The organism is Streptomyces sp. NPDC005402 (assembly GCF_040606575.1).
GTDB lineage: Bacteria > Actinomycetota > Actinomycetes > Streptomycetales > Streptomycetaceae > Streptomyces.
Map to the genome: position 1 here is coordinate 55,558 of NZ_JBEXFB010000030.1, position 16,781 is coordinate 72,338.

At 70.4% G+C, this 16,781-nt stretch carries 21 protein-coding genes, 1 tRNA gene and 2 pseudogenes; 13 read left to right on the plus strand and 11 right to left on the minus strand.

The annotated features are described in order from the left end of the window. Positions 1-34 precede the first annotated feature (34 nt). The 7 genes from ABZT02_RS39330 to ABZT02_RS39360 are packed head-to-tail and all read left to right on the plus strand — an operon-like array spanning position 35 to position 6,427. Positions 35-1,288: an ATP-grasp domain-containing protein gene (locus ABZT02_RS39330; protein WP_356026675.1), complete on the plus strand. Its 1,254-nt coding sequence runs from the start codon at positions 35-37 to the stop codon at positions 1,286-1,288. Beyond that, a complete protein-coding gene (locus tag ABZT02_RS39335) occupies positions 1,285-2,448 on the plus strand; it encodes an MFS transporter (RefSeq protein WP_356026677.1) in 1,164 nt (387 codons plus the stop codon). The genes ABZT02_RS39330 and ABZT02_RS39335 overlap by 4 nt, the downstream gene beginning before the upstream one ends. Further along, positions 2,445-3,098: an HAD family phosphatase gene (locus ABZT02_RS39340; protein ID WP_356026679.1), complete on the plus strand. Its 654-nt coding sequence runs from the start codon at positions 2,445-2,447 to the stop codon at positions 3,096-3,098. The genes ABZT02_RS39335 and ABZT02_RS39340 overlap by 4 nt, the downstream gene beginning before the upstream one ends. Before the next feature lie 51 nt (positions 3,099-3,149). Then, positions 3,150-4,010: a DUF317 domain-containing protein gene (locus ABZT02_RS39345; protein ID WP_356026681.1), complete on the plus strand. Its 861-nt coding sequence runs from the start codon at positions 3,150-3,152 to the stop codon at positions 4,008-4,010. Positions 4,011-4,040: 30 nt separating this feature from the next. Beyond that, positions 4,041-4,529, plus strand: coding sequence for a hypothetical protein (locus ABZT02_RS39350; protein WP_356026683.1), 489 nt, complete (start codon positions 4,041-4,043; stop codon positions 4,527-4,529). Between the two features lie 60 nt (positions 4,530-4,589). Then, on the plus strand, positions 4,590-5,375 hold the full coding sequence (locus ABZT02_RS39355; protein ID WP_356026685.1) for a DUF317 domain-containing protein: 786 nt from the start codon (positions 4,590-4,592) through the stop codon (positions 5,373-5,375). A 38-nt stretch (positions 5,376-5,413) separates the two neighbouring features. Beyond that, positions 5,414-6,427 carry a SpaA isopeptide-forming pilin-related protein gene (locus ABZT02_RS39360; protein WP_356026687.1) on the plus strand — a complete coding sequence of 338 codons (1,014 nt, stop codon included), beginning with the start codon at positions 5,414-5,416 and terminating at the stop codon, positions 6,425-6,427. Positions 6,428-6,557: 130 nt separating this feature from the next. Here ABZT02_RS39360 and ABZT02_RS39365 read toward each other — a convergent pair whose 3' ends face one another. From ABZT02_RS39365 to ABZT02_RS39375, 3 genes are all read right to left on the minus strand, one after another. After that, positions 6,558-6,704, minus strand: coding sequence for a hypothetical protein (locus ABZT02_RS39365; protein WP_356026689.1), 147 nt, complete (start codon positions 6,702-6,704; stop codon positions 6,558-6,560). Between the two features lie 677 nt (positions 6,705-7,381). Then, positions 7,382-7,457 (minus strand) — tRNA-Trp (locus tag ABZT02_RS39370). A 57-nt stretch (positions 7,458-7,514) separates the two neighbouring features. Then, the gene (locus ABZT02_RS39375; protein WP_356026691.1) at positions 7,515-7,790 is read right to left on the minus strand and encodes a hypothetical protein; all 276 of its coding nucleotides are present in this window, start codon (positions 7,788-7,790) and stop codon (positions 7,515-7,517) included. On the opposite strand from ABZT02_RS39375, the gene ABZT02_RS39380 reads away from it, so the two are divergent. After that, the gene (locus tag ABZT02_RS39380) at positions 7,764-7,895 is read left to right on the plus strand and encodes a hypothetical protein (RefSeq protein ID WP_356026783.1); all 132 of its coding nucleotides are present in this window, start codon (positions 7,764-7,766) and stop codon (positions 7,893-7,895) included. The two genes, ABZT02_RS39375 and ABZT02_RS39380, sit on opposite strands and share 27 nt — an antisense overlap. Here ABZT02_RS39380 and ABZT02_RS39385 read toward each other — a convergent pair. From ABZT02_RS39385 to ABZT02_RS39395, 3 genes and pseudogenes are all read right to left on the minus strand, one after another. Next, positions 7,862-7,972: pseudogene (locus ABZT02_RS39385) on the minus strand (IS481 family transposase); the annotation flags it as partial. The gene ABZT02_RS39380 and the pseudogene ABZT02_RS39385 overlap by 34 nt on opposite strands. 5 nt (positions 7,973-7,977) lie before the next feature. Further along, positions 7,978-9,225, minus strand: coding sequence for an MFS transporter (locus ABZT02_RS39390; protein WP_356026693.1), 1,248 nt, complete (start codon positions 9,223-9,225; stop codon positions 7,978-7,980). Further along, positions 9,183-9,365 carry a hypothetical protein gene (locus ABZT02_RS39395; protein WP_356026695.1) on the minus strand — a complete coding sequence of 61 codons (183 nt, stop codon included), beginning with the start codon at positions 9,363-9,365 and terminating at the stop codon, positions 9,183-9,185. Before ABZT02_RS39395 ends, ABZT02_RS39390 begins: the two co-directional genes overlap by 43 nt. A 126-nt stretch (positions 9,366-9,491) precedes the next feature. On the opposite strand from ABZT02_RS39395, the pseudogene ABZT02_RS39400 reads away from it, so the two are divergent. From ABZT02_RS39400 to ABZT02_RS39420, 5 genes and pseudogenes are all read left to right on the plus strand, one after another. Further along, positions 9,492-10,125: pseudogene (locus ABZT02_RS39400) on the plus strand (XRE family transcriptional regulator). 195 nt (positions 10,126-10,320) lie between these two features. Continuing rightward, entirely contained in the window at positions 10,321-10,674 is a 354-nt protein-coding gene (locus ABZT02_RS39405) for a DUF317 domain-containing protein (protein WP_356026697.1), read from the plus strand. A 108-nt stretch (positions 10,675-10,782) separates the two neighbouring features. Next, a complete protein-coding gene (locus ABZT02_RS39410; protein WP_356026699.1) occupies positions 10,783-11,073 on the plus strand; it encodes a hypothetical protein in 291 nt (96 codons plus the stop codon). Between the two features lie 15 nt (positions 11,074-11,088). Next, positions 11,089-11,910, plus strand: coding sequence for a DUF317 domain-containing protein (locus ABZT02_RS39415; RefSeq protein WP_356026701.1), 822 nt, complete (start codon positions 11,089-11,091; stop codon positions 11,908-11,910). Positions 11,911-12,059: 149 nt separating this feature from the next. After that, positions 12,060-12,467 (plus strand): hypothetical protein, encoded by a 408-nt coding sequence (locus ABZT02_RS39420; RefSeq protein ID WP_356026703.1) that lies wholly within the window; start codon positions 12,060-12,062, stop codon positions 12,465-12,467. 57 nt (positions 12,468-12,524) lie between these two features. On the opposite strand, the gene ABZT02_RS39425 is transcribed toward ABZT02_RS39420, so the two are convergent. The 5 genes from ABZT02_RS39425 to ABZT02_RS39445 form a co-directional block, all read right to left on the minus strand. Next, complete coding sequence (locus ABZT02_RS39425) at positions 12,525-13,220, minus strand: hypothetical protein (protein ID WP_356026705.1); 696 nt, start codon at positions 13,218-13,220, stop codon at positions 12,525-12,527. A gap of 74 nt (positions 13,221-13,294) precedes the next feature. Continuing rightward, the gene (locus tag ABZT02_RS39430; RefSeq protein ID WP_356026707.1) at positions 13,295-13,726 is read right to left on the minus strand and encodes a hypothetical protein; all 432 of its coding nucleotides are present in this window, start codon (positions 13,724-13,726) and stop codon (positions 13,295-13,297) included. A gap of 440 nt (positions 13,727-14,166) precedes the next feature. Further along, positions 14,167-15,909 (minus strand): relaxase/mobilization nuclease domain-containing protein, encoded by a 1,743-nt coding sequence (locus ABZT02_RS39435; RefSeq protein ID WP_356026709.1) that lies wholly within the window; start codon positions 15,907-15,909, stop codon positions 14,167-14,169. Continuing rightward, positions 15,906-16,532, minus strand: a complete 627-nt coding sequence (locus ABZT02_RS39440; protein WP_356026711.1) for a hypothetical protein — start codon at positions 16,530-16,532, stop codon at positions 15,906-15,908. Before ABZT02_RS39440 ends, ABZT02_RS39435 begins: the two co-directional genes overlap by 4 nt. Further along, a complete protein-coding gene (locus ABZT02_RS39445) occupies positions 16,529-16,765 on the minus strand; it encodes a hypothetical protein (RefSeq protein WP_356026713.1) in 237 nt (78 codons plus the stop codon). Before ABZT02_RS39445 ends, ABZT02_RS39440 begins: the two co-directional genes overlap by 4 nt. Positions 16,766-16,781: the final 16 nt, after the last annotated feature.

Sequence of the window (16,781 nt, forward strand, 5' to 3'; positions counted from 1 at the left end):
CGTCCTGCCGTCCACCGATACGGAGAACCCCTTCTTGTCCGCTCGCCCTCTCGCGCTCGTCGTTTCCCCCGGCGACGAGACCTATCGCGGCTACTGCCTTGAGCAGGTGGCCGCCGCGTACGACGTCGTCCTGCTCACCGGCGCCGAGCCGTCGTGGGAGAAGCCGTTCATCGTCGACCACGCCGTCGTAGACCTGACCGACCCTGCCGCCCTGCTTGCTGCCGGCCGGGCCCTGGCCGAGCGCCACGGCCTTGTCGGCGTGGTCACCTGGGACGAGTGGAACCTCGTCCCCACCGCCCGCCTTGCTCGCACGCTCGGTCTGCCCTCGCCCTCCGTCGAGGTGATGCGCGGCTGCTGCAACAAGGCCACCGCCCGTACATTGTTCGCCCGCCACGGGGTGCCGTCGGCCGCGTCGATGAAGGCGCAGACCCTGCTGGAGGCCGGCCTGGCGACGATGACCCTGGGCTATCCCGCCGTCCTCAAGCCCGCCGCGTTCGCCGGCAGCATCGGCGTGATCCGCGTCGACCGGCCCGAAGAGCTGCCCGCCGCGTTCGCGTTCGCCTCGGCCGGCGCGCAGCGGAGCCGCGAGGACACCGGCGTCCTGGTCGAGGAGTACCTCGACGGGCCGGAAGTCTCCGTCGAGTGCGTCACCCACCACGGCGAGACCACCGCGGTCGCCGTGACCCGCAAGCACCTGGGCCCCGCCCCGTACTTCGACGAGACCGGCCACACCGTCGATGCCACCGACCCGCTCCTGGCCCAGGTCGCCCCAATCGCTGCTGCCGCGGTCAAGGCCCTGGGGATCACAGACGGCGTGCAGCACGTCGAGATGCGCCTCGTGGACGGCCGGCCCCGGCTGATCGAGGTCAACGCCCGCGTCGGCGGCGACATGATCGGCCACCTCGTCCGCCTCGCCACCGGCATCGACCTCGCCCGGGCCGCCGCCGACGTCGCCTGCGGCCGTGCCCCGGACCTGACGCCCACTCGCGCCCAGGCCGCGGCGATCCGCATCATCTACCCCGCCTACTCCGGCACCCTCACCGCCCGCCGCCTGAAGGAACCCGTCGGGGGAGTGGAGCGCGTGCGTTTCCAGCGACAGCCCGGAGACCAGCTCGTGCTGCCCCAGGACGGCGGCGACCTGTACACCGCCCGTATCGGCTTCCTGATCACCACCGGGCCAACCGCCGCCGTCGCCGAAGCCCGCGCCCAGCAGGCGTACCGCAACCTCGACGTCCAGGTTGCCCCGGGCCCGCCGGCGGCCCTGACCAGCAGGGAGCACGCGGCGTGAACTCGATCGCGGCGCCAGAGCTGGCGCACAGCCGCCAGCTGCTGACCGGGTACTTGGCCGGACTGGGTGTGGTGATGGCCGTCTTCGGTGCCCGCATGCCCGCCGTCCAGAACACCGCCGGGGTGAGCACCGGCGGTCTTGCCCTCGTCCTGCTGGCCGCCGCCCTCGGCATGGTCGCCTGGCTCCAGGCTGGCGGACGCCTCGCCCACCCGGCCCGCCTGCCCGCATTGCTGACCGGCGGCGCCATCGCGCTCGCCGCCTGCCTCGCCATTCTCGGGATCTGCCGCAGTCTGGAGAGCCTCCTGGCGGCGGCGTTCGCCTTCGGCATCGCGCACGGCGTCCTCGATGTCGCAGCCAATGCCGCAGCGGTCCGCTGCCAGGACGCACACGGCCGCCCCATCATGGGCCGGCTGCACGCGAGTTACAGCCTTGGCGCCCTCACCGGCGCCGCACTGGCCGCGGTCACCGCCCACACCGCGCACACCGTTCTGTTCACCGGCGTCGCAGTCAGCGCCGCCGCGGCGGCAGGCGCCACGACAGCTCTTACCCGGACTCTCGCAAGCTCTGGACTCGAGCCCGTCCGCAACCCTGCTGCACAGGGTGTGGGCGAACGCGAGGGGTTGTCCCGGCCCCGGTTGTGGCTGCTGGGCGTGCTGGCGGCGGCAACCCTGCTCGGCGAAGGAGCTGCTGCCGACTGGGCCGCCGTCCACCTGCACGACCTCGGCGCGAGCGCCGCGGCCAGCGCCGCGGCGTATGGCCTCTACAGCGCCGCCATGGCTGCGGGTCGCCTCGCCGGAGACCGGCTCACCGTCCGCTTCGGCGCGTCCGCCGTCGTGCGCACCGGCGCGGTCCTGGCCGCGCTCGGCCTCGCCACCGGACTGGCCGGCTCCACCATCGCCTTTGCCCTGCTCGGCTGGACGGCCTTCGGCCTGGGGCTGTCCGTCACCATCCCCAGCCTGATCACCGCCGCCGGCGCCGGCGGGCCCCGCGCGGTCGCCACCGTCGCGGTCACCGGCTACGTCGGTCTGCTCGCCGGCCCCGCTCTCATCGGCGCCCTCGCCACCGTCACCGCCCTGCCACACGCGCTGCTGGTGCCCGCCCTCCTCGCCGCAGCCGTGGCCACCCTCGCCCCCAAAGCCCTGGAGAAAACGACCCCTTGACTCGCACCGCCTCCTCCCCGACCGGCGTGGACGCTCTGATCCTCGACTACAACGGTGTCCTCGGTCTGCAACCCATGACTGCCATGTGGACCCGCCTGGCCGACCTCGCTGAGTGGCCCGACCGACGCCTCCCCTCCTTCCAGGACGCCTTCTGGGCACCCCGCAACGCCTATGACGCAGGCGAGCTGAGCGATCTCGCCTACTGGGCCAAGGTGCTCGGACATCACCCCGGCCCGCGGTGGCTGCGGACCCTGCGCGCCGCCGATACCGCCATGTGGATGCGCACCGACCCGCGCATGCGCAACATCCTGTACCGCGCCCGGGCCGCGGAGCTGCCGATGGTGCTGCTCTCCAACGCCCCGGCCCACCTCAGCGACGCCTTGGACGCCACCGACTGGCGGCGCGAGCTGATGACCGATGCCCTGTACTCCGCCCGCCTGGGCCTGTGCAAGCCCGATCCGGCCGCGTACGAACACGCCCTGGCCGCCACCGGCGTTGCCGACCCCGCTCGCGTGCTGTTCGTCGACGACCGCGAGGACAACTGCTGGGCCGCCGCCGAGCTGGGCCTGCGCCCCCTGCACTACACCGGTCAACCCGCAGATCTGGAACAGCAGTTGCTGCCTGCCCCGGCCAACAACCCTTCTTCCTGATCCGCATGCCGCACCACCCACCACGACCCCGACCCCGACCCCAGGACATTCGTGCCCGACACCGAAGCGCTCGACGGCGACGTCTACGTCTCCCCCCGCCATCTCGCCTCCGCCACCTACACCGGCGATCCCGCCCTCACCCCGCTGCTCGACCTCGGCTGGGATCTCCAGCACGACGACCTCGGCAACGTGTACGTGACCGCCCTCGACCGCCGCGTGCGCCTGGGCTACCTGCCCGAAGGCGAGGACGACGGGCTCTGGCGCATCAACGCCTACAAGGACTCGTTCGCGCCGCCGGCGTGGGGCGTTTGTTTCAACGACCGCGTCCCCACCGAGTTCGTCCAGGCGTTCACCACCGTCCTCGCCACGGTGTACAAGCAGGGGCCGGACGCCTACCTCGCCCGGCCGATCTCCGGAAGCGGCGAGCACGATCCCTTTCTCGCCGTCGTCCCCCTCCTGCAGCAGGGCTGGGAGATCGACCGCCCGCGCTGGGGCGTCTTCGCGGTCCAGGCCCCGGACGGACTCGCCGGCATGGAGTTCACCACCGGCGACCTCGATCCCGAAGCCGAGCTGACGACGCGGGACGCCCGCTGGCAGCTGTGGGCGGGCAAGTCCATTGACCGGCCCGTCTGGTACGCCACGGCCAGCACCGACACCCCCGTCGCCCTGCTCACCGCCGTCACCGAGTGTGTCGCCGATCCGGCTCCGCTGCTCCATTGGCGTCAGGAGAGCTTCAGCTACATCAAGGGGATGGCCCAGCTCACCCCGATCCTTCCGCCCGGACCGCCGGCGTCCAGCCCGCTCGACGTGCAGCGGGCCGTCGCGTCCCGCCGCCCGGCCGCGCTTCCTGCGGCCAGCGTCCCGCGCTGGAGCACCACCAGCCGACCGGCCCTGCCCGGTCCACGCCGGTAGGACCAGACCGACCCCTACTGGAGACCCCTCTTGTCCCTGCAGGCTCCCGAGTTCTTCGTCGAGCTGTGCCTCCCCTTCCACGATCACGCCGTCGTGGGCAACACCTACTACGCCGCCCCGACCCCGGGCACGCCCCTGCGGCTGCGGATCGACTTCAGCCGCACCATCTACGCGGACACCTATGGCGGGTTGCGTGTGGCGGTCGTCCACCCGGACCGCGGCGAAATCGATGCGGTGGCGCTCAGCTTCGTGGACCACGGAACTTTTCACCGCCGCGACGAAGCACACAACACCCGGCCGAACACCCAGCAGTACGGCACCTTCGGCACGTACCACCGTCCCGGCCGGCCACCGTGGGAGGGAGCCGTCACCACAGGGTTGCGCGACGCGATCGAGCAGTACACCGCCGTCTGGTTCCCCGGCGCCTGGACCGCGTCCGCGCCGAGCCGCGCCGCGGGCCGGACCGCGCACCCGGCTCCCGCCGTGCCCGTCGCCCGCAGCAGCGCCCGCGCCCGCTGATCCGCGCTTACACCGCCAGCCCTGGCGTTCCGCACTCGTCCACCAGGAGCCCTGCCCGTGATGACCCATCCCTTTGAGAACCTCGACCCGGCCCAGACCGTGCAGGTCCTTCCCCGCCACCTCGCTGGGCCCGGCGCCGTGGACCCTCGCACCGCATGGGCCTTCCCCTTCGACGAGGGCTGGCCGTTCGCCCAGACCGACGCAGGCACAGCCGCCGCTTTCAGCCCTTGCCTGAGACTGCAGACCACCTACGACCCCCAGCCCGACAAGCCCGGCAAGGGCACGTGGACCATCAACGCGCACCGGGCCCCGTTCACCCCGCCGGCCTGGCAGATCACCTTCGACCTCACCACCCCCATAGAGCTGCTGCACGACGTCCACACCGAGCTGCTCGACCTTTACCTCGAAGACCGGCACAGCGACCAGGACCGGCTGTTCCAGGACGAGACGGCGCCGCACGAGGCGTACGCACCGCTCCTCGCCCGCGGCTGGAGCCACGCCGTCAAGACCGACGGCACACAGACCTTCCTCACCCCGGAAGGACTCGGCTGCGTACGCCACCGATACGCCATCAGCGGCTCCAGCGGACCGGCCTGGCGGTCCTGGGGCGGATACCCCAGCGAGCCGCACTGGGCGGCACGCTTCTCCTACGGCACGCCCACCACGCTCGTCGCGGCCTTCACCGCCTCGCTGATCTCCACCGAGCCACTGCACCGCACCGTCCAGGACGTCCCTGTCCACACCCGCCGCGCCCTCTACGTCGCGACCACGACCGCCAAACAGCCGCACGGCACCACACCTGTCGCCCCGCCGCCTCCCGCTCCGGTCTCTGGCCGAACCCGATGACCTTCCCCGCCCCCCTTGATCAAGGAGTCTCCCTCCTCGTGCGCGCACGTTTCGTCCGATCCGCCGCCGCCCTCGCCGTCGCCGTGACCGGCACCCTCACCTGGGCACCGGCCGCGAGCGCCCAGCCCTCCGAACCGACCCCCTCGGCCTTCGCCGCCTCCGCCGAGACACCGGCCCCGGACGCGGGCAGCGTCGAGATCACCACCAAGGACACGGCCGGGGACGCGCTCCCCGGCGCCGCGTTCCTGCTGCTCGACTTCGTCGGCCAGGAAGCCGGACGAGGGAAGAGCGACGCACAGGGGAAGCTGACCTTCCCCGACCTCACGCCGGGCGTTTACCGGCTCAAGGAAACGGCCTCCGGCAGCCCGCTCCACGAGGTCGTCGCCGACCAGGACGTCATCGTCACCCCGGGCGCCACCACACGGCTGACGATCACCGACTCGTTCAAGGCCGCCAAGGTTCTCTTGCAGGCCAAGGACGACAAGACCGGCAAGCTCCTGGCCGGCGCGACCGTGAACATCGGCACCGGCACCTCGACGCTGCTCACCCTGACCACCGGCGCCAAGGGCACGGCCTCCGGAGACCTGCCGGTGTCGAGCCGGAACACGCAATTCTGGGTCAAGGAAGTCAAGGCGCCCAACGGCTATGAGAAACACAAGCCATCGAAGGCATTCAATGCCAAGCCGGGCGACCCCGTCACCGTGACCGTCACCAACGCCAAGACTGCCACCACCCCGCCGCCTACGGAGAAGCCGACCGGCAAGCCCACCACCAAGCCGACGGGCCGGCCTACACCGGCCAAGCCCGGCAAGGGGGAGGTCCCCTCGTTGCCGTCCGCCGCGTCTTCCGGCACCCCGGCCACCGACGAGACCGCATCGAGCACAGCGGCTCCCGCGCCCGAGGGCTCGCTCGCGCACACCGGCGCCGACGCAACCCCGCGGCTGCTCGGCGGCGCCGGAGTGCTCGTCGCCGGCGGCGGAGGTGCTCTCCTCGTGGCCCGCCGACGCCGTACGGACAACTCCACTAGCGACGACGGCTCCGCCGAAAGCTGACCCGTCTGGAACGCCAAAGCCCCCCGGAATCCGCGCGATTCCGGGGGGCTTTGGCGTGGGCGAACGTTCCATCTCGCACGGCCCGGTCGCACGATGCCAGGCTCCGACGTGAGCCGACGCACACACCGGCCTAGCGGGCGCGGAAGATCACCGCCAACTGCCGCTCTGGCCGAGCCCTGACCGCCGGGTCGGGATGCGACAGGGCCGCTGCAAACAACACCGTCAGCAGGGCGAAAAGCGGGCCGGAGACGGCCGCGAACTGCTCATTGAGTCCCATGCGTTGGACCGTAACCTATGCGAGAAATGCACTAATTTACCCTTATGGGGGGGTGTTACGCAACCTATACGAGTCAACGTCAAGAGACCTACTGGTCAAGCGCATTGAGGGGCTCCGGCGGTCCGGCTGGCGCCGAATGTCAGCTGTGATTGACGTCACTAGCCGCGGGGCTCCTTGCTCGGATCCTTCCCATTATGAGGGCTGCGCAGTGCGCCACGATTGCTGCGACGCCGGTACGGGAGAACGACCAGAGGAGCGGCGGGGCCGCGCCAGGATCGCCTCGTGCCATGCGGAGTTGGCGCTACAACTACCCGCGCCACACACTGTCTTGGTGCTACCCCTGTGCCCGACGGGCGGCGATGCCGCGTTATCCACAGGCACGCGTGTTCCCCCACTCCTCGCACTACCGTGACGCCCCTGTGGATCACAAGGGGGCGTTATGCACAGGCACGGCACGGTGTTCGAGGAGCTTGCCGTCGAGGTGATGGCCGAGCTGCCGACCGACGAGGCGCGGCACGAAGTCCTCGCGCTCGTCGACATCGCACGACGGGACTTTGCGCCTTCCCGGACGTGCGGGACCCGGGCTCAGTCGAGGAGATCCAGGAGGCGTTCGGCTCGACGTGCTGGATCCAATACATGCCGCACGCGGGTGCGATCGAGGTCCGCGAGATCGGCTGGGCTGGGTGACCGGATTCGAACCGGCGTCCTCGCGATTTTGGAGACCGCGCGCGTCGACCACTGCGCTACACCCGCCCGCCGGGATCGTAGCCGTGCCGCTGCCTACTCGGACTCGTCGGTGTTCGAGCATCCTCAGCGGTCTATGGGCTGCACTGCGTCCAGGCTCGTGTCCCGCAGGATGTGCTTCACCGTGTCGTCCAAGGTGCTGCCGGCTTCGATGACTGCCTCGATGCCGCTGGGCAGCAGGTCCCGTTCGCGATACCACTCCCGCAGATGCTCGTCGGTGACCTGGGCCAGGTACTCCAGGTCCGGCTTCGTCGAATGCCGACGGAGCGTCTCCTGCAGCGGCACATCCAAGTAGTAGCAACGCGAGGTGCCCCGGTGGTCGCGCACGAGATCATCCAGCATCACGGCATACCGGTCGGCGTACAGGATGCCCTCGACGACGGTGTGGAATCCGGCGTCCAGCGCGTGACACAGGCCCGGGAGATTGCCATCTCACCGGCGACGTGAGCAATGGGGCGCGTTCGGCAGCGCTCGACGAGGCGGCGGCGGCCTTCAACGGACAACGGTGCGTTGCGGTGAGTCACGCGGCTCACCGCGCGTGCGGGGAGGCGGGGCCCGTGGTGGCCTCATTCGGCCGTGATATGTGGGCGACGAGGAAGACCAGCACGCCACAGGTGGCGACCAGGATCCAGCCCGGGCGGGACGCGTATGCGAGCCCCGTCGGGCTGGTGGCCGTGACCAGGCCGCCGGCGAGCGCGATGCCGAGGGCGGAGCCGAGTTGCCGTGCAGTGGAGGTGATCGCCCCGGCCACGCCGGCACGGGCGGGTGGCAGTCCATTGACCGCGGTGGTGGTGATCGGGGCGTTGGCGAAGCCGAACCCGACACCGATGAGCGAGTATGCGGCCAGAAGCAGGAGCACGCTCGTGTGTGGAGTGAGCCGGACCAGGCAGAGACCGCCGGCCGTGATGAACCCACCGGCAAGGAGCAGCGGCAGCCGCGGTCCCGTGCGGCCGACCATGCGGCCGGACCAAGGGGCGCAGACAGCCGCCGCGACGGCCAGGGGCAAAGTCGCCACTCCGGCGGCCAGCGGCGTCCATTCCCGGGTGTGCTGCAGGTAGAGGGTGTTCAGCAGCAGTGTCATGGTCAGAGCCACGAAGACCGCCACCGCACCCAGAACGGCACCGCTGAAGACCGGGCTCCTGAAGATCCGCGGATCCATCAGCGGCTCACGGCGGCGGGACTCGACCCACACGAATCCGCCTGTCGCCACAGCAGCCCCTGCGTATCCCGCCAGCGCCGCAGGCGACGTCCAGCCGATGCGAGGCCCTTCGATCAGGACGCCGACCACGACCGCGAGGACCACGGTCAGCAGGACCTGGCCGGGCAGGTCGAGGCGCCGGGCCCGCGGTGCCCGGGACTCCGGCACGAACACTGCACTGAGCAGCAGAGCGGCCGCGATGACCGGTGCGTTGATCCAGAACAGCGCCCGCCAGCCGAGCCCCGCGAGCAGCGCACCGCCCGTGACGGGACCAACGGCCATGCTCAGCCCGAACACCGACGCCCAGATGCCGATCGCCTGCGCCCGTTCCTTCGGGTCCGGCATCGCGTTCACCACGATCGCGAGCGCCACGGGGCTGAGCATCGAGGCACCGATTCCCTGCAGGGCGCGGGCCGCGATGAGTACGCCGGCCGACGGGGCGAGCGCGCAGACCAGCGAGGCCGCGCCGAACGCGGCCAGACCGCACTGGAAGACCCGGCGGCGTCCGAAGCGATCCGCCAGTGCGCCGGAGGAGATCAGGGACTGGCCAGGACGAGGGTGTAGGCGTCCACGATCCATTCGAGACCGCGAGTGTCGACATCCAGGCCGCGCCCAATGGCCGGCAGACCCACATTGACGATGGTGGTGTCCAGGCCCACCAGGAACATGCTCAGGCAGCAGACGGCCAGTACCGTCCAGCGTCTGCGCGCACTCAGCATGGGTTGAACAAGGGGTGTCGTCGCAGTCACGGTCTACCTCTGAGGTCCGGGAACAGTGCCCGGCAAGGCTCAGCCCCAACGACAGCCGCCGCCCATCAATTTTGCGAACACTGCAAAAATGAATCCATGAACACAGGAGCCAGGGATACGGAGCTGGAACAGATACTCGATGGCATCGGGCCCCGGCTGCGCATTCTGCGCCGGGAACGGGGACTCACCCTCGAGGCACTCGCGGACACGACCGGGATCTCGGTCAGCACACTGTCCCGGGTGGAATCGGGCAAACGGCGCCCGACTCTGGACCTGCTCATCCCGCTGGCACGTGCCCACCACGTCACTCGACCAACTTGTGGCGGCGCCCGCCAGCGGTGACCCTCGGGTGCACCTCCGGCCCCTGCACAAGGAGCGCGGCAGCGTCCTCGTACCCCTGACGCAGTACCCGGGCCGAGTGCAGGTCTTCAAGCAGGTACTGACCCCCCGCCAGCCGGAACTGGTCACCCACGAGGGCTACGAATGGCTCTATGCCCTCGCCGGTCGGCTACGCCTCATCCTCGGGGCGCAGGACTTCACGCTGCGGCCCGGCGAAGTGGCCGAGTTCGACACCACCGAGCCCCACTGGTTCGGCCCCGCGGACACAAGCACCGTGGAGATCCTGCACCTGTTCGGTCCACGAGGAGACCAAGCCATCGTCCGCACCAGACCGTCCACAACGGATCCCGCCCCGCCGACCGCCCCAAACCCACCGTCAACAACGTCATGACCCGCAACAACTAGATTCACTGTCAGAGAAGACGAAGCGACTGGGTTCGCTGTCAAACGCCTCGGTTGGATGACAAAGGACAGCAGTTCGCCGGGGGCAGACAGGAAAGATCGCGGAAAGACTGGCCAACGGCTGCGAGGGCATGTCAACGTAGACGACCTTGCAAGAAACCCCAGGTCAGAGAGGTGATTGCCTGTGACCGTAGCCCCTGCGGGCCCCGGTTTCTCCACCACCGTCGAAGCCCTGCGACTGCGCGAGTGGCAGCTCGGCCCCGGCCAGCCCGCGCTGGTCATGGACCAGTTCTCCGCGCAGGACTTCCACCTGATCGTCGATGATCGTGCGGACATGCACGTCAGCTCGAAGGACGGCCGGTTCTACCTCGGCTGGTTCCCGCTCGGACGCCCCGGCACGGACGGCGAGGGATGGAAGATCGCCGTCACCGGCACCGCCAAGGTCCGTGGCTACCACCTGTCGTTCGATACCGAGACGCCGGCGGACATCGTCGCCGCGGCCGTAGCGCGTGTGCTGGAGACCTCACGCCGCCTCTGACACGCGGGCAAACACCGACACGAAGTGTCCGCCCTGCGATCGGCCGGCTGTACCGGCCGCCGAACCGTTCCATTGCTCCCCCTTTCCTCGTACCCCAGGAGGCTGTTCGTGACGTCCTCGGAGATGACCGTCGGCGATCTCATCGACCTGCTGTCCGGCTGCGACCGAAGTGCTCCGGTCCGCCAGGCCATGAACCCGTTCTTCCCGATGGCCCACCGCTTGGCGCAGGTCCTGCAGTCGGTGGACGAGACCGGCCGGACCGTCGTCTACCTCGCCGAAGGAGCGGACGAGGACGCACAGCTCGGCCACCTGCCGCCCGAGGTCGCCATCGCCCTGACGTGGCAGGGCCCCGTCCAGCCGCCCCCGCGCCGCCCCCGCCGCCGCGCCGGCGGCAACTAGACCCGTACGGAGCCCTTGGAGGCGCCCCTGTACCCCGATTTCCCGCCCGACCCGTCCGCCTCACGTGGCGGCCAGCCCGCGTTCTGGGTCGGCCCCCGGCACCTGGCCGGTGACGATGGGCGCCTCTACGACGCCGTCGCCGACACGCTCGCCGGCCTGGGCTGGACGAGCCTGACGATCGTCCGCGGACGGCATGAGCCGGACGAGGAGCCGGAGGACCGCCAGATCCTGCGCAGCACCGTCCTGCACATCAGCCCCGACACCTTGCGTTGGGCCCAATGGGTGCTGGCGGACGAGCCGTTCCACCTGGGAGAGGTGCCGATTGCCTGGCAGATCTCCGCCCGCGCCGAGGCGAGCAACCCTCTCGCCCAGTGGTCGGCCTACTTCACCCGCGATGTTCCCGGTGAGGCGGTGGCCGACTTCCTCATCGCGCTCGACGCAAGCGATCAGCCTGCCGTGCCGCTTGCTGGATCCGAGCTGGTTCTCGACGCGGTTGCCGCCCACGGATGGTTCCGCGACATCGACCAGCCCCAGGCGGCAGCGACGGATCCGACGTTCACCTCGCACATCAGCCTCGGCGAGGTCCCGCCCCTCATCCAGGACGCCGACCCGCACGCCCTGGCGGCCGAGGCCGACGAGACGGGACCGGCCGGATGGCAGGCTTGGGCCGAGCCCGCGCTCGGCGCACCGTGTCTGTGGGCGGCTTCCTTCGCCGCCAGCGTCCCGCACGATCTCGTCGCCGCCTTCGCCGCCTCCCTCAGCTCGACCGCACCGGTTCTGCGGCGGGTGCTGCCCGAGACCACCCAGGACCGCCTCCTGCGCGCGCCGGCCCTCTAACGTCCCGCGCGCAACTCTCGGTGATCGCAGTCCGGCACCCTCCCAGTTGAGGGTGCCGGACTTTCTTGCTTCTCGGGTGAACTGGTCGCCCGGTCTTCGATGCCCAGGATGGTTTGCCGCCCTGTGAGGGAACGATGCAGGATGCGGCCATGCACCCCAGCCCCGGCGCCCTTATGGCCATCGCTTTCATCGTCGCCGTGACGATCGCGTTGACGGTCCGTTCACGCCGCAAGCGCACGGCTGCCCTCGCCGCGCAGTGGCAGGCATTCCAGCAGCACCGAAGTTCCGGGCAAGGGCAACTCCTTCAGGTCACGCGGGTCTACCAGCACGGACGCCGTGGCTCAAAAGCCGTCGTGACCTGGTGCGACACCGGTCGGCAACAGGACGCATGGTTCTGGAACTGGCACGTTCCCGCAAGCGCGTACCTCCTCGTCAACGCATCCAGCGGCTACGGGCCGCACAGCCACAACCCGAACGTGCTCTACGTACAGCCCGGACAGGTCCGAGCCTGGGTGCCCGGCCAGGCTGCTCGCGCTGCTCAACGCGTTGGCCCGTAACACACGCTGCCTCCGACCCACGGGGGTCGGAGGCAGCGTGTGTTACGGGCAGGCAGGTCAGCTCCTTGCCGTGGCCTTGGCCAGGGCCTTGCCGAGGTGGCGGTCGACGAGGGCCGGGGAGCCGGAGACGATCAGCAGCAGACTGCCGTCGCGTACCGCGGTCTGCTTGACCACGGTGCTCCGCCCTGCCGTGGTGAACGTCAGGAGCTGGCTCCACTGCTCGTCACCGAGGTTGTGGGGCGCGGGCAGCTTCTGCGAGGCCACGTCGACCGGGGTGCCGCCCGCTACGACCTCATAGGTCGGGCAGCCAGTCATCGCGTCGAAGATCCGGGCGACACCGTCGGACAGCTTCTTCGCGCTGTCGCTGTACAGCTCCTCGGAGATCTCCGAGGAGCTGCCGCCGTAGGTGAAGTCCGTCTTCGCCTTGCGCGGGAAGGAGAGTGTGCCGCCGGTCGCTGCGTTGCCGCCCAGCTTGCTCAGGGCCGGGCAGCCGAGGACCGTGACGTCGTAGTGCTGGGCCACATGCTCCGGCTTGGGCAGGTAGCCGCTGCCGAGGTCGCGCTGGTCGAGCAGGAGCGACTCGAGCGCAGCCGAGGAGAGCGAGGCCGGATTCTGGACGGCGTCGGCCGGCTTGCTCGTCCGGGCGGCGGAGGGGCTCTGATGCTTGGCCCCGGTGGTGCCGGCGGAGCAGGCGGGCAGGGAGAGGAGGGCGGCGGTGATGCCGAGGGCAGTGGTGGCGACGCGAACGCGCATGACGGAACTGACCCCTTGGTGCTGGGCGACGGGTGGTCAGTGCGGCCCGAGGGCCCGGGTCGTAGGAGTGGTGGTCAGTGCCCGAGGTGGCGCAGACAGTCCTCGAACGTGGCGTGCGTCGCGTCCGCGGGTCCGCTGTTGCGGTTGTACCAGGCGGTGTCGAGGCGGGGCTCCTGCTGCTGGTGGCCTGCCGGACAGCGCAGCCAGATCTCGCCGCCCGTCGAGAGGATCAGCCAGTCCCGGTATGCGCCGCACTCGGCGCACATGGCCATCTCCCCGTCGAGGACGAGGGGCTGCTTCCACGGCATCATCTTGCCGTCGACCTGGTCGTGGCTCGGCACGCGCAACTCGGGCGGAAGGAAGTCGTCCACGACGCCGGCCGGCTCGGCAGGCGCCGGCACTCCGAAGCCGGGCGGGACCTGGCCCTGCAGCCGCGCGTGCAGCTCGGCGAACTGTCTCTGGGCTTCGCTCGGCTCCTTGGCCCTGCGGCGTATCCGGTAAAACACCCTGGCGTCCTCCTCTACCTCGTCACCTCGTCCTGCGCGCTTCATGATCGTGCCCCACGCCCTCAATGGTTTCAATTCACAAAGTTCACAGTCGCCTTTGGCCAGGTCAGCAGGTGCTTCGGCTTCTCGGTTGCCCCGATGACGAGTTGACCACGGTGCGGGTCTCCGCGCGGCGAATGGCCGTTGCCACGGTGTGCCCGACCACACGTCGTCGTCTCCCTGCACCGCTCAACTTCAAGACGTGCACTGGCTCGACTCGCCGCACCTGCGTCATGCCCGTCCGTCCTGCAGATGCACGGATGCCGACGGCCTCCCAGGCGGAGTCGGTCGTCATCGAGGTCCGGTGTGGCGTACGACCATGCGGTGGATTGCGGGCGGAGCAGTGGCACTGTCCCTTCTCTCGGTGATGCGTTGAGGCCGCACAGCGGCACCCGGCGGGCCTACCGGGCCTTACGCGACGTCTCCTCCCCGCTGCGCCGTCTACCGGGCGCGGAGGGCCTGGATGTCGAACGGCGCGGTGCGGACCGGCTTCCTACGGGGTTGGTCTCGGGCAGGTGAGAGGCGTCGGCGGGTAGGTCGGCTGTTCGCCGCATCCGCCACACGAGCACGTCGCTGACGGAGTCCGCGGTGCCGAGTTCGCGGCTTGCCGCAACGTCCAACAGGAGGGTGGCCGGGTCGTGGCCGGCGGCTTCGGCCTCCACGATGGTGGCGGCCAGGGCGTACCAGCCGGGCTCGGCGAGGATCTGCTCGGCCAGCTCCGGTAGCGTCTCGCGAAGCACCACGGTTTGCCGCTGGAGCATCGGCCGGCTGAGGCGCTGACCTCGCTGGTAGAGCACGCTGAGGGGCTGGGGGGCGGCCGCCTGGTAGGCGGTGCGCAGGTGCTCGGCGGCCCGGGTGGCGGCTTCGGCCTGCTGGGCGTGTCCCTTTCTGGCGTGCCAGTGCGCGGTGGCGATGATGAGGAAGAACAGCATGTCGATGGCCATCGCGGTGGTGGCGCCGTCTTCCCCGCGGCCGAGGGCGGGGCCGCTGTGGACGAGGTCGCGGGCGGCCTGCCGTAGTGCTCGGTCGTGTCCGCGGACGGCGCGGACGTGGGAGCGCGAGGCGCGTTCGAAGGCCGTTGCGGCGTCGCGCAGTTCGCGGCGGGTGTGGGCGGCGGACGTCTTCGCGAGGGCATCGAGGACCTCGCCGGCAGCAGCGATGTGGGCGGCGGCGACCGCATCGTCGCCGTACTCGACGACGAGTACGGCCTGCCACGCGGCCGATGCCGTCCCGCGGCGGGCGGCGGCCGGACTGCCCGGTCCCGTACGGGGTGGTTCCTCTTGCCGGGCAGCTGGGTTGTCCTGGGTGTCGCCGGACCAGTGCTCCCGGATGCGGGGCAGTGAGAGGTCGGGGGCGAGGCGCGCGCCGGGGTAGAAGACCGGCTCGCCGTCCTTATTGAGGTCGTCGGGCAGAGCGACCTTGTATCCGAGGAGGTCGCCGGAGGGCGCTGCGCGCTTGCGGATGAGGAGGCCGGCGGCGGCGACCCGGTCGAAGAACTCTTCGTCGCTTCTCGCTCCGGTCACCGCGCGTCGCACGGTTTCGCGCAGTTCTTCGCGGGCGGTGCGCTCTCGTCCCTGGCGTTCGGCCTTGTGGCGTTCGGCGCTGGTGGGTCGCTGTGCGGCGGTGCCGTCGCCGGGCGCGACCTGGCGGAGGCCGAGTTCCTTCTCGATGAGGCGGGCTTCGGCCTGGGCGCGGGTGCCGGAGCGGTAGTCGTCGGGGCGGTGGCCGTCCTCGGTGACGAGGGTGGCGACGATGTGGATGTGGTCGTCGGCGTGTCGTACGGCGGCCCAGCGGCAGCCGGACTGTCCCTCGCCGGGATCGATGCCGGTGGCTGCGACGATGCGGCGGGCGATGTCCGCCCACTCCTCGTCGGACAGGATCCGGTCTCCGGGGTCGGCGCGTACGGAGGTGTGCCATACGTGCTTGGCTGGGCGAGCGTGCTCGGCGAGCGCCATCACGGGTTGGTCCAGGATCTGGGCAAGGTCCTTGAGGGTGGCGTCCGGGTCGCGACCGGGGTCGGGGGACATGCCGTCGAACGAGGCGACGAGGTGGGGGTCGGTGTGGTCCTCGTACTTGCCGGTCTCGTACAGGTATTTGAGGAGGCCGATGGTCCGTGATCCCGTGTTGTTGACGCTGGGGATCATGAGCCGTGGTGCTCGATCAGACGTGTGGCGGCTTCGTGGGCGGTGTCGGCGGCACGCCGTACGGCGGCGACGGCCGCTTCGAGCTGGGGGGCGTCTGCGCCGGAGTTGAGGGCCTTGACTGCTTGGTTGAGGTTGCTGCCGGCCCAGCCGAGCCGACGCCGGCTGTCGAACAGGGCTGTGATCACTTCGCGTTCGTCGGCGATTTCGGCGCTGGTGCGGTCAAGGTCGCGGGCGGCGGCGAGGGCGGAGCGGGCGAGGAACCCGGCGACGGACAGATTGCATCGGGCGGCGGCGGACTTGATCAGGGCGTACTCGTCTTCGTTGAAACGCGTGGCGGGCTGGTGCAGGCGCTTCGTCTCGGGCGGTTGACGCGGGCGCTGACGGGCGCGGGGAGCGCGCTGTCGGCGGGCGCGCGGTTCGTTCTGCTGTTCCTCCTGTCCCGGCTTCGATCCGCCCTCGGTCGAAGCCTGGAGGACCTGCGCCCCCCGGTGCAGGTCCTCTCCCGCCCCTTTGGGGGCGGGTTTGGCGGAAGCTATGCTTCCGCCCCAACTTGCTCGCCCCGAGACCGAGTTGGAGTCGCGAGCAGGTTTCGGGGTGGTGGCGTTCTGGGTGGGGTTCGTCATCGGATTTCGGGCCCCATGGTTCGGGTGTGGTGCTGGATGGTCGCGGCCAGCGCGAGGACGTCGGCCGGCCCCAGGAGGACGCGGACGGGTCCGTCGGGCCGGTTCTGGACGAGCCACTGGCCGGTCGGCGCGAGGATGGCGGCGTGCAGGAGTTGCCGGCGGACCAGGACGTCCGCCCAGGCGCCGGCCTCGGCGGCGGTGGGCTCGGAAGAGCGAGGGGGACGAGAAATCATTACGTGTCTCCTGGAG

What these genes read in the sequence shown, in the direction of transcription:
- ABZT02_RS39390 (WP_356026693.1), bottom strand. Translation starts at nt 9,225, where the DNA reads ATGGATCGTGGACGCCTACACCCTCGTCCTGGCCAGTCCCTGATCTCC.
- ABZT02_RS39440 (WP_356026711.1), bottom strand. Translation starts at nt 16,532, where the DNA reads ATGACGAACCCCACCCAGAACGCCACCACCCCGAAACCTGCTCGCGAC.
- ABZT02_RS39395 (WP_356026695.1), bottom strand. Translation starts at nt 9,365, where the DNA reads ATGCTGAGTGCGCGCAGACGCTGGACGGTACTGGCCGTCTGCTGCCTG.
- ABZT02_RS39445 (WP_356026713.1), bottom strand. Translation starts at nt 16,765, where the DNA reads ATGATTTCTCGTCCCCCTCGCTCTTCCGAGCCCACCGCCGCCGAGGCC.
- ABZT02_RS39435 (WP_356026709.1), bottom strand. Translation starts at nt 15,909, where the DNA reads ATGATCCCCAGCGTCAACAACACGGGATCACGGACCATCGGCCTCCTC.
- ABZT02_RS39365 (WP_356026689.1), bottom strand. Translation starts at nt 6,704, where the DNA reads ATGGGACTCAATGAGCAGTTCGCGGCCGTCTCCGGCCCGCTTTTCGCC.
- ABZT02_RS39425 (WP_356026705.1), bottom strand. Translation starts at nt 13,220, where the DNA reads ATGCGCGTTCGCGTCGCCACCACTGCCCTCGGCATCACCGCCGCCCTC.
- ABZT02_RS39355 (WP_356026685.1), top strand. Translation starts at nt 4,590, where the DNA reads ATGACCCATCCCTTTGAGAACCTCGACCCGGCCCAGACCGTGCAGGTC.
- ABZT02_RS39420 (WP_356026703.1), top strand. Translation starts at nt 12,060, where the DNA reads ATGCACCCCAGCCCCGGCGCCCTTATGGCCATCGCTTTCATCGTCGCC.
- ABZT02_RS39375 (WP_356026691.1), bottom strand. Translation starts at nt 7,790, where the DNA reads ATGCTGGATGATCTCGTGCGCGACCACCGGGGCACCTCGCGTTGCTAC.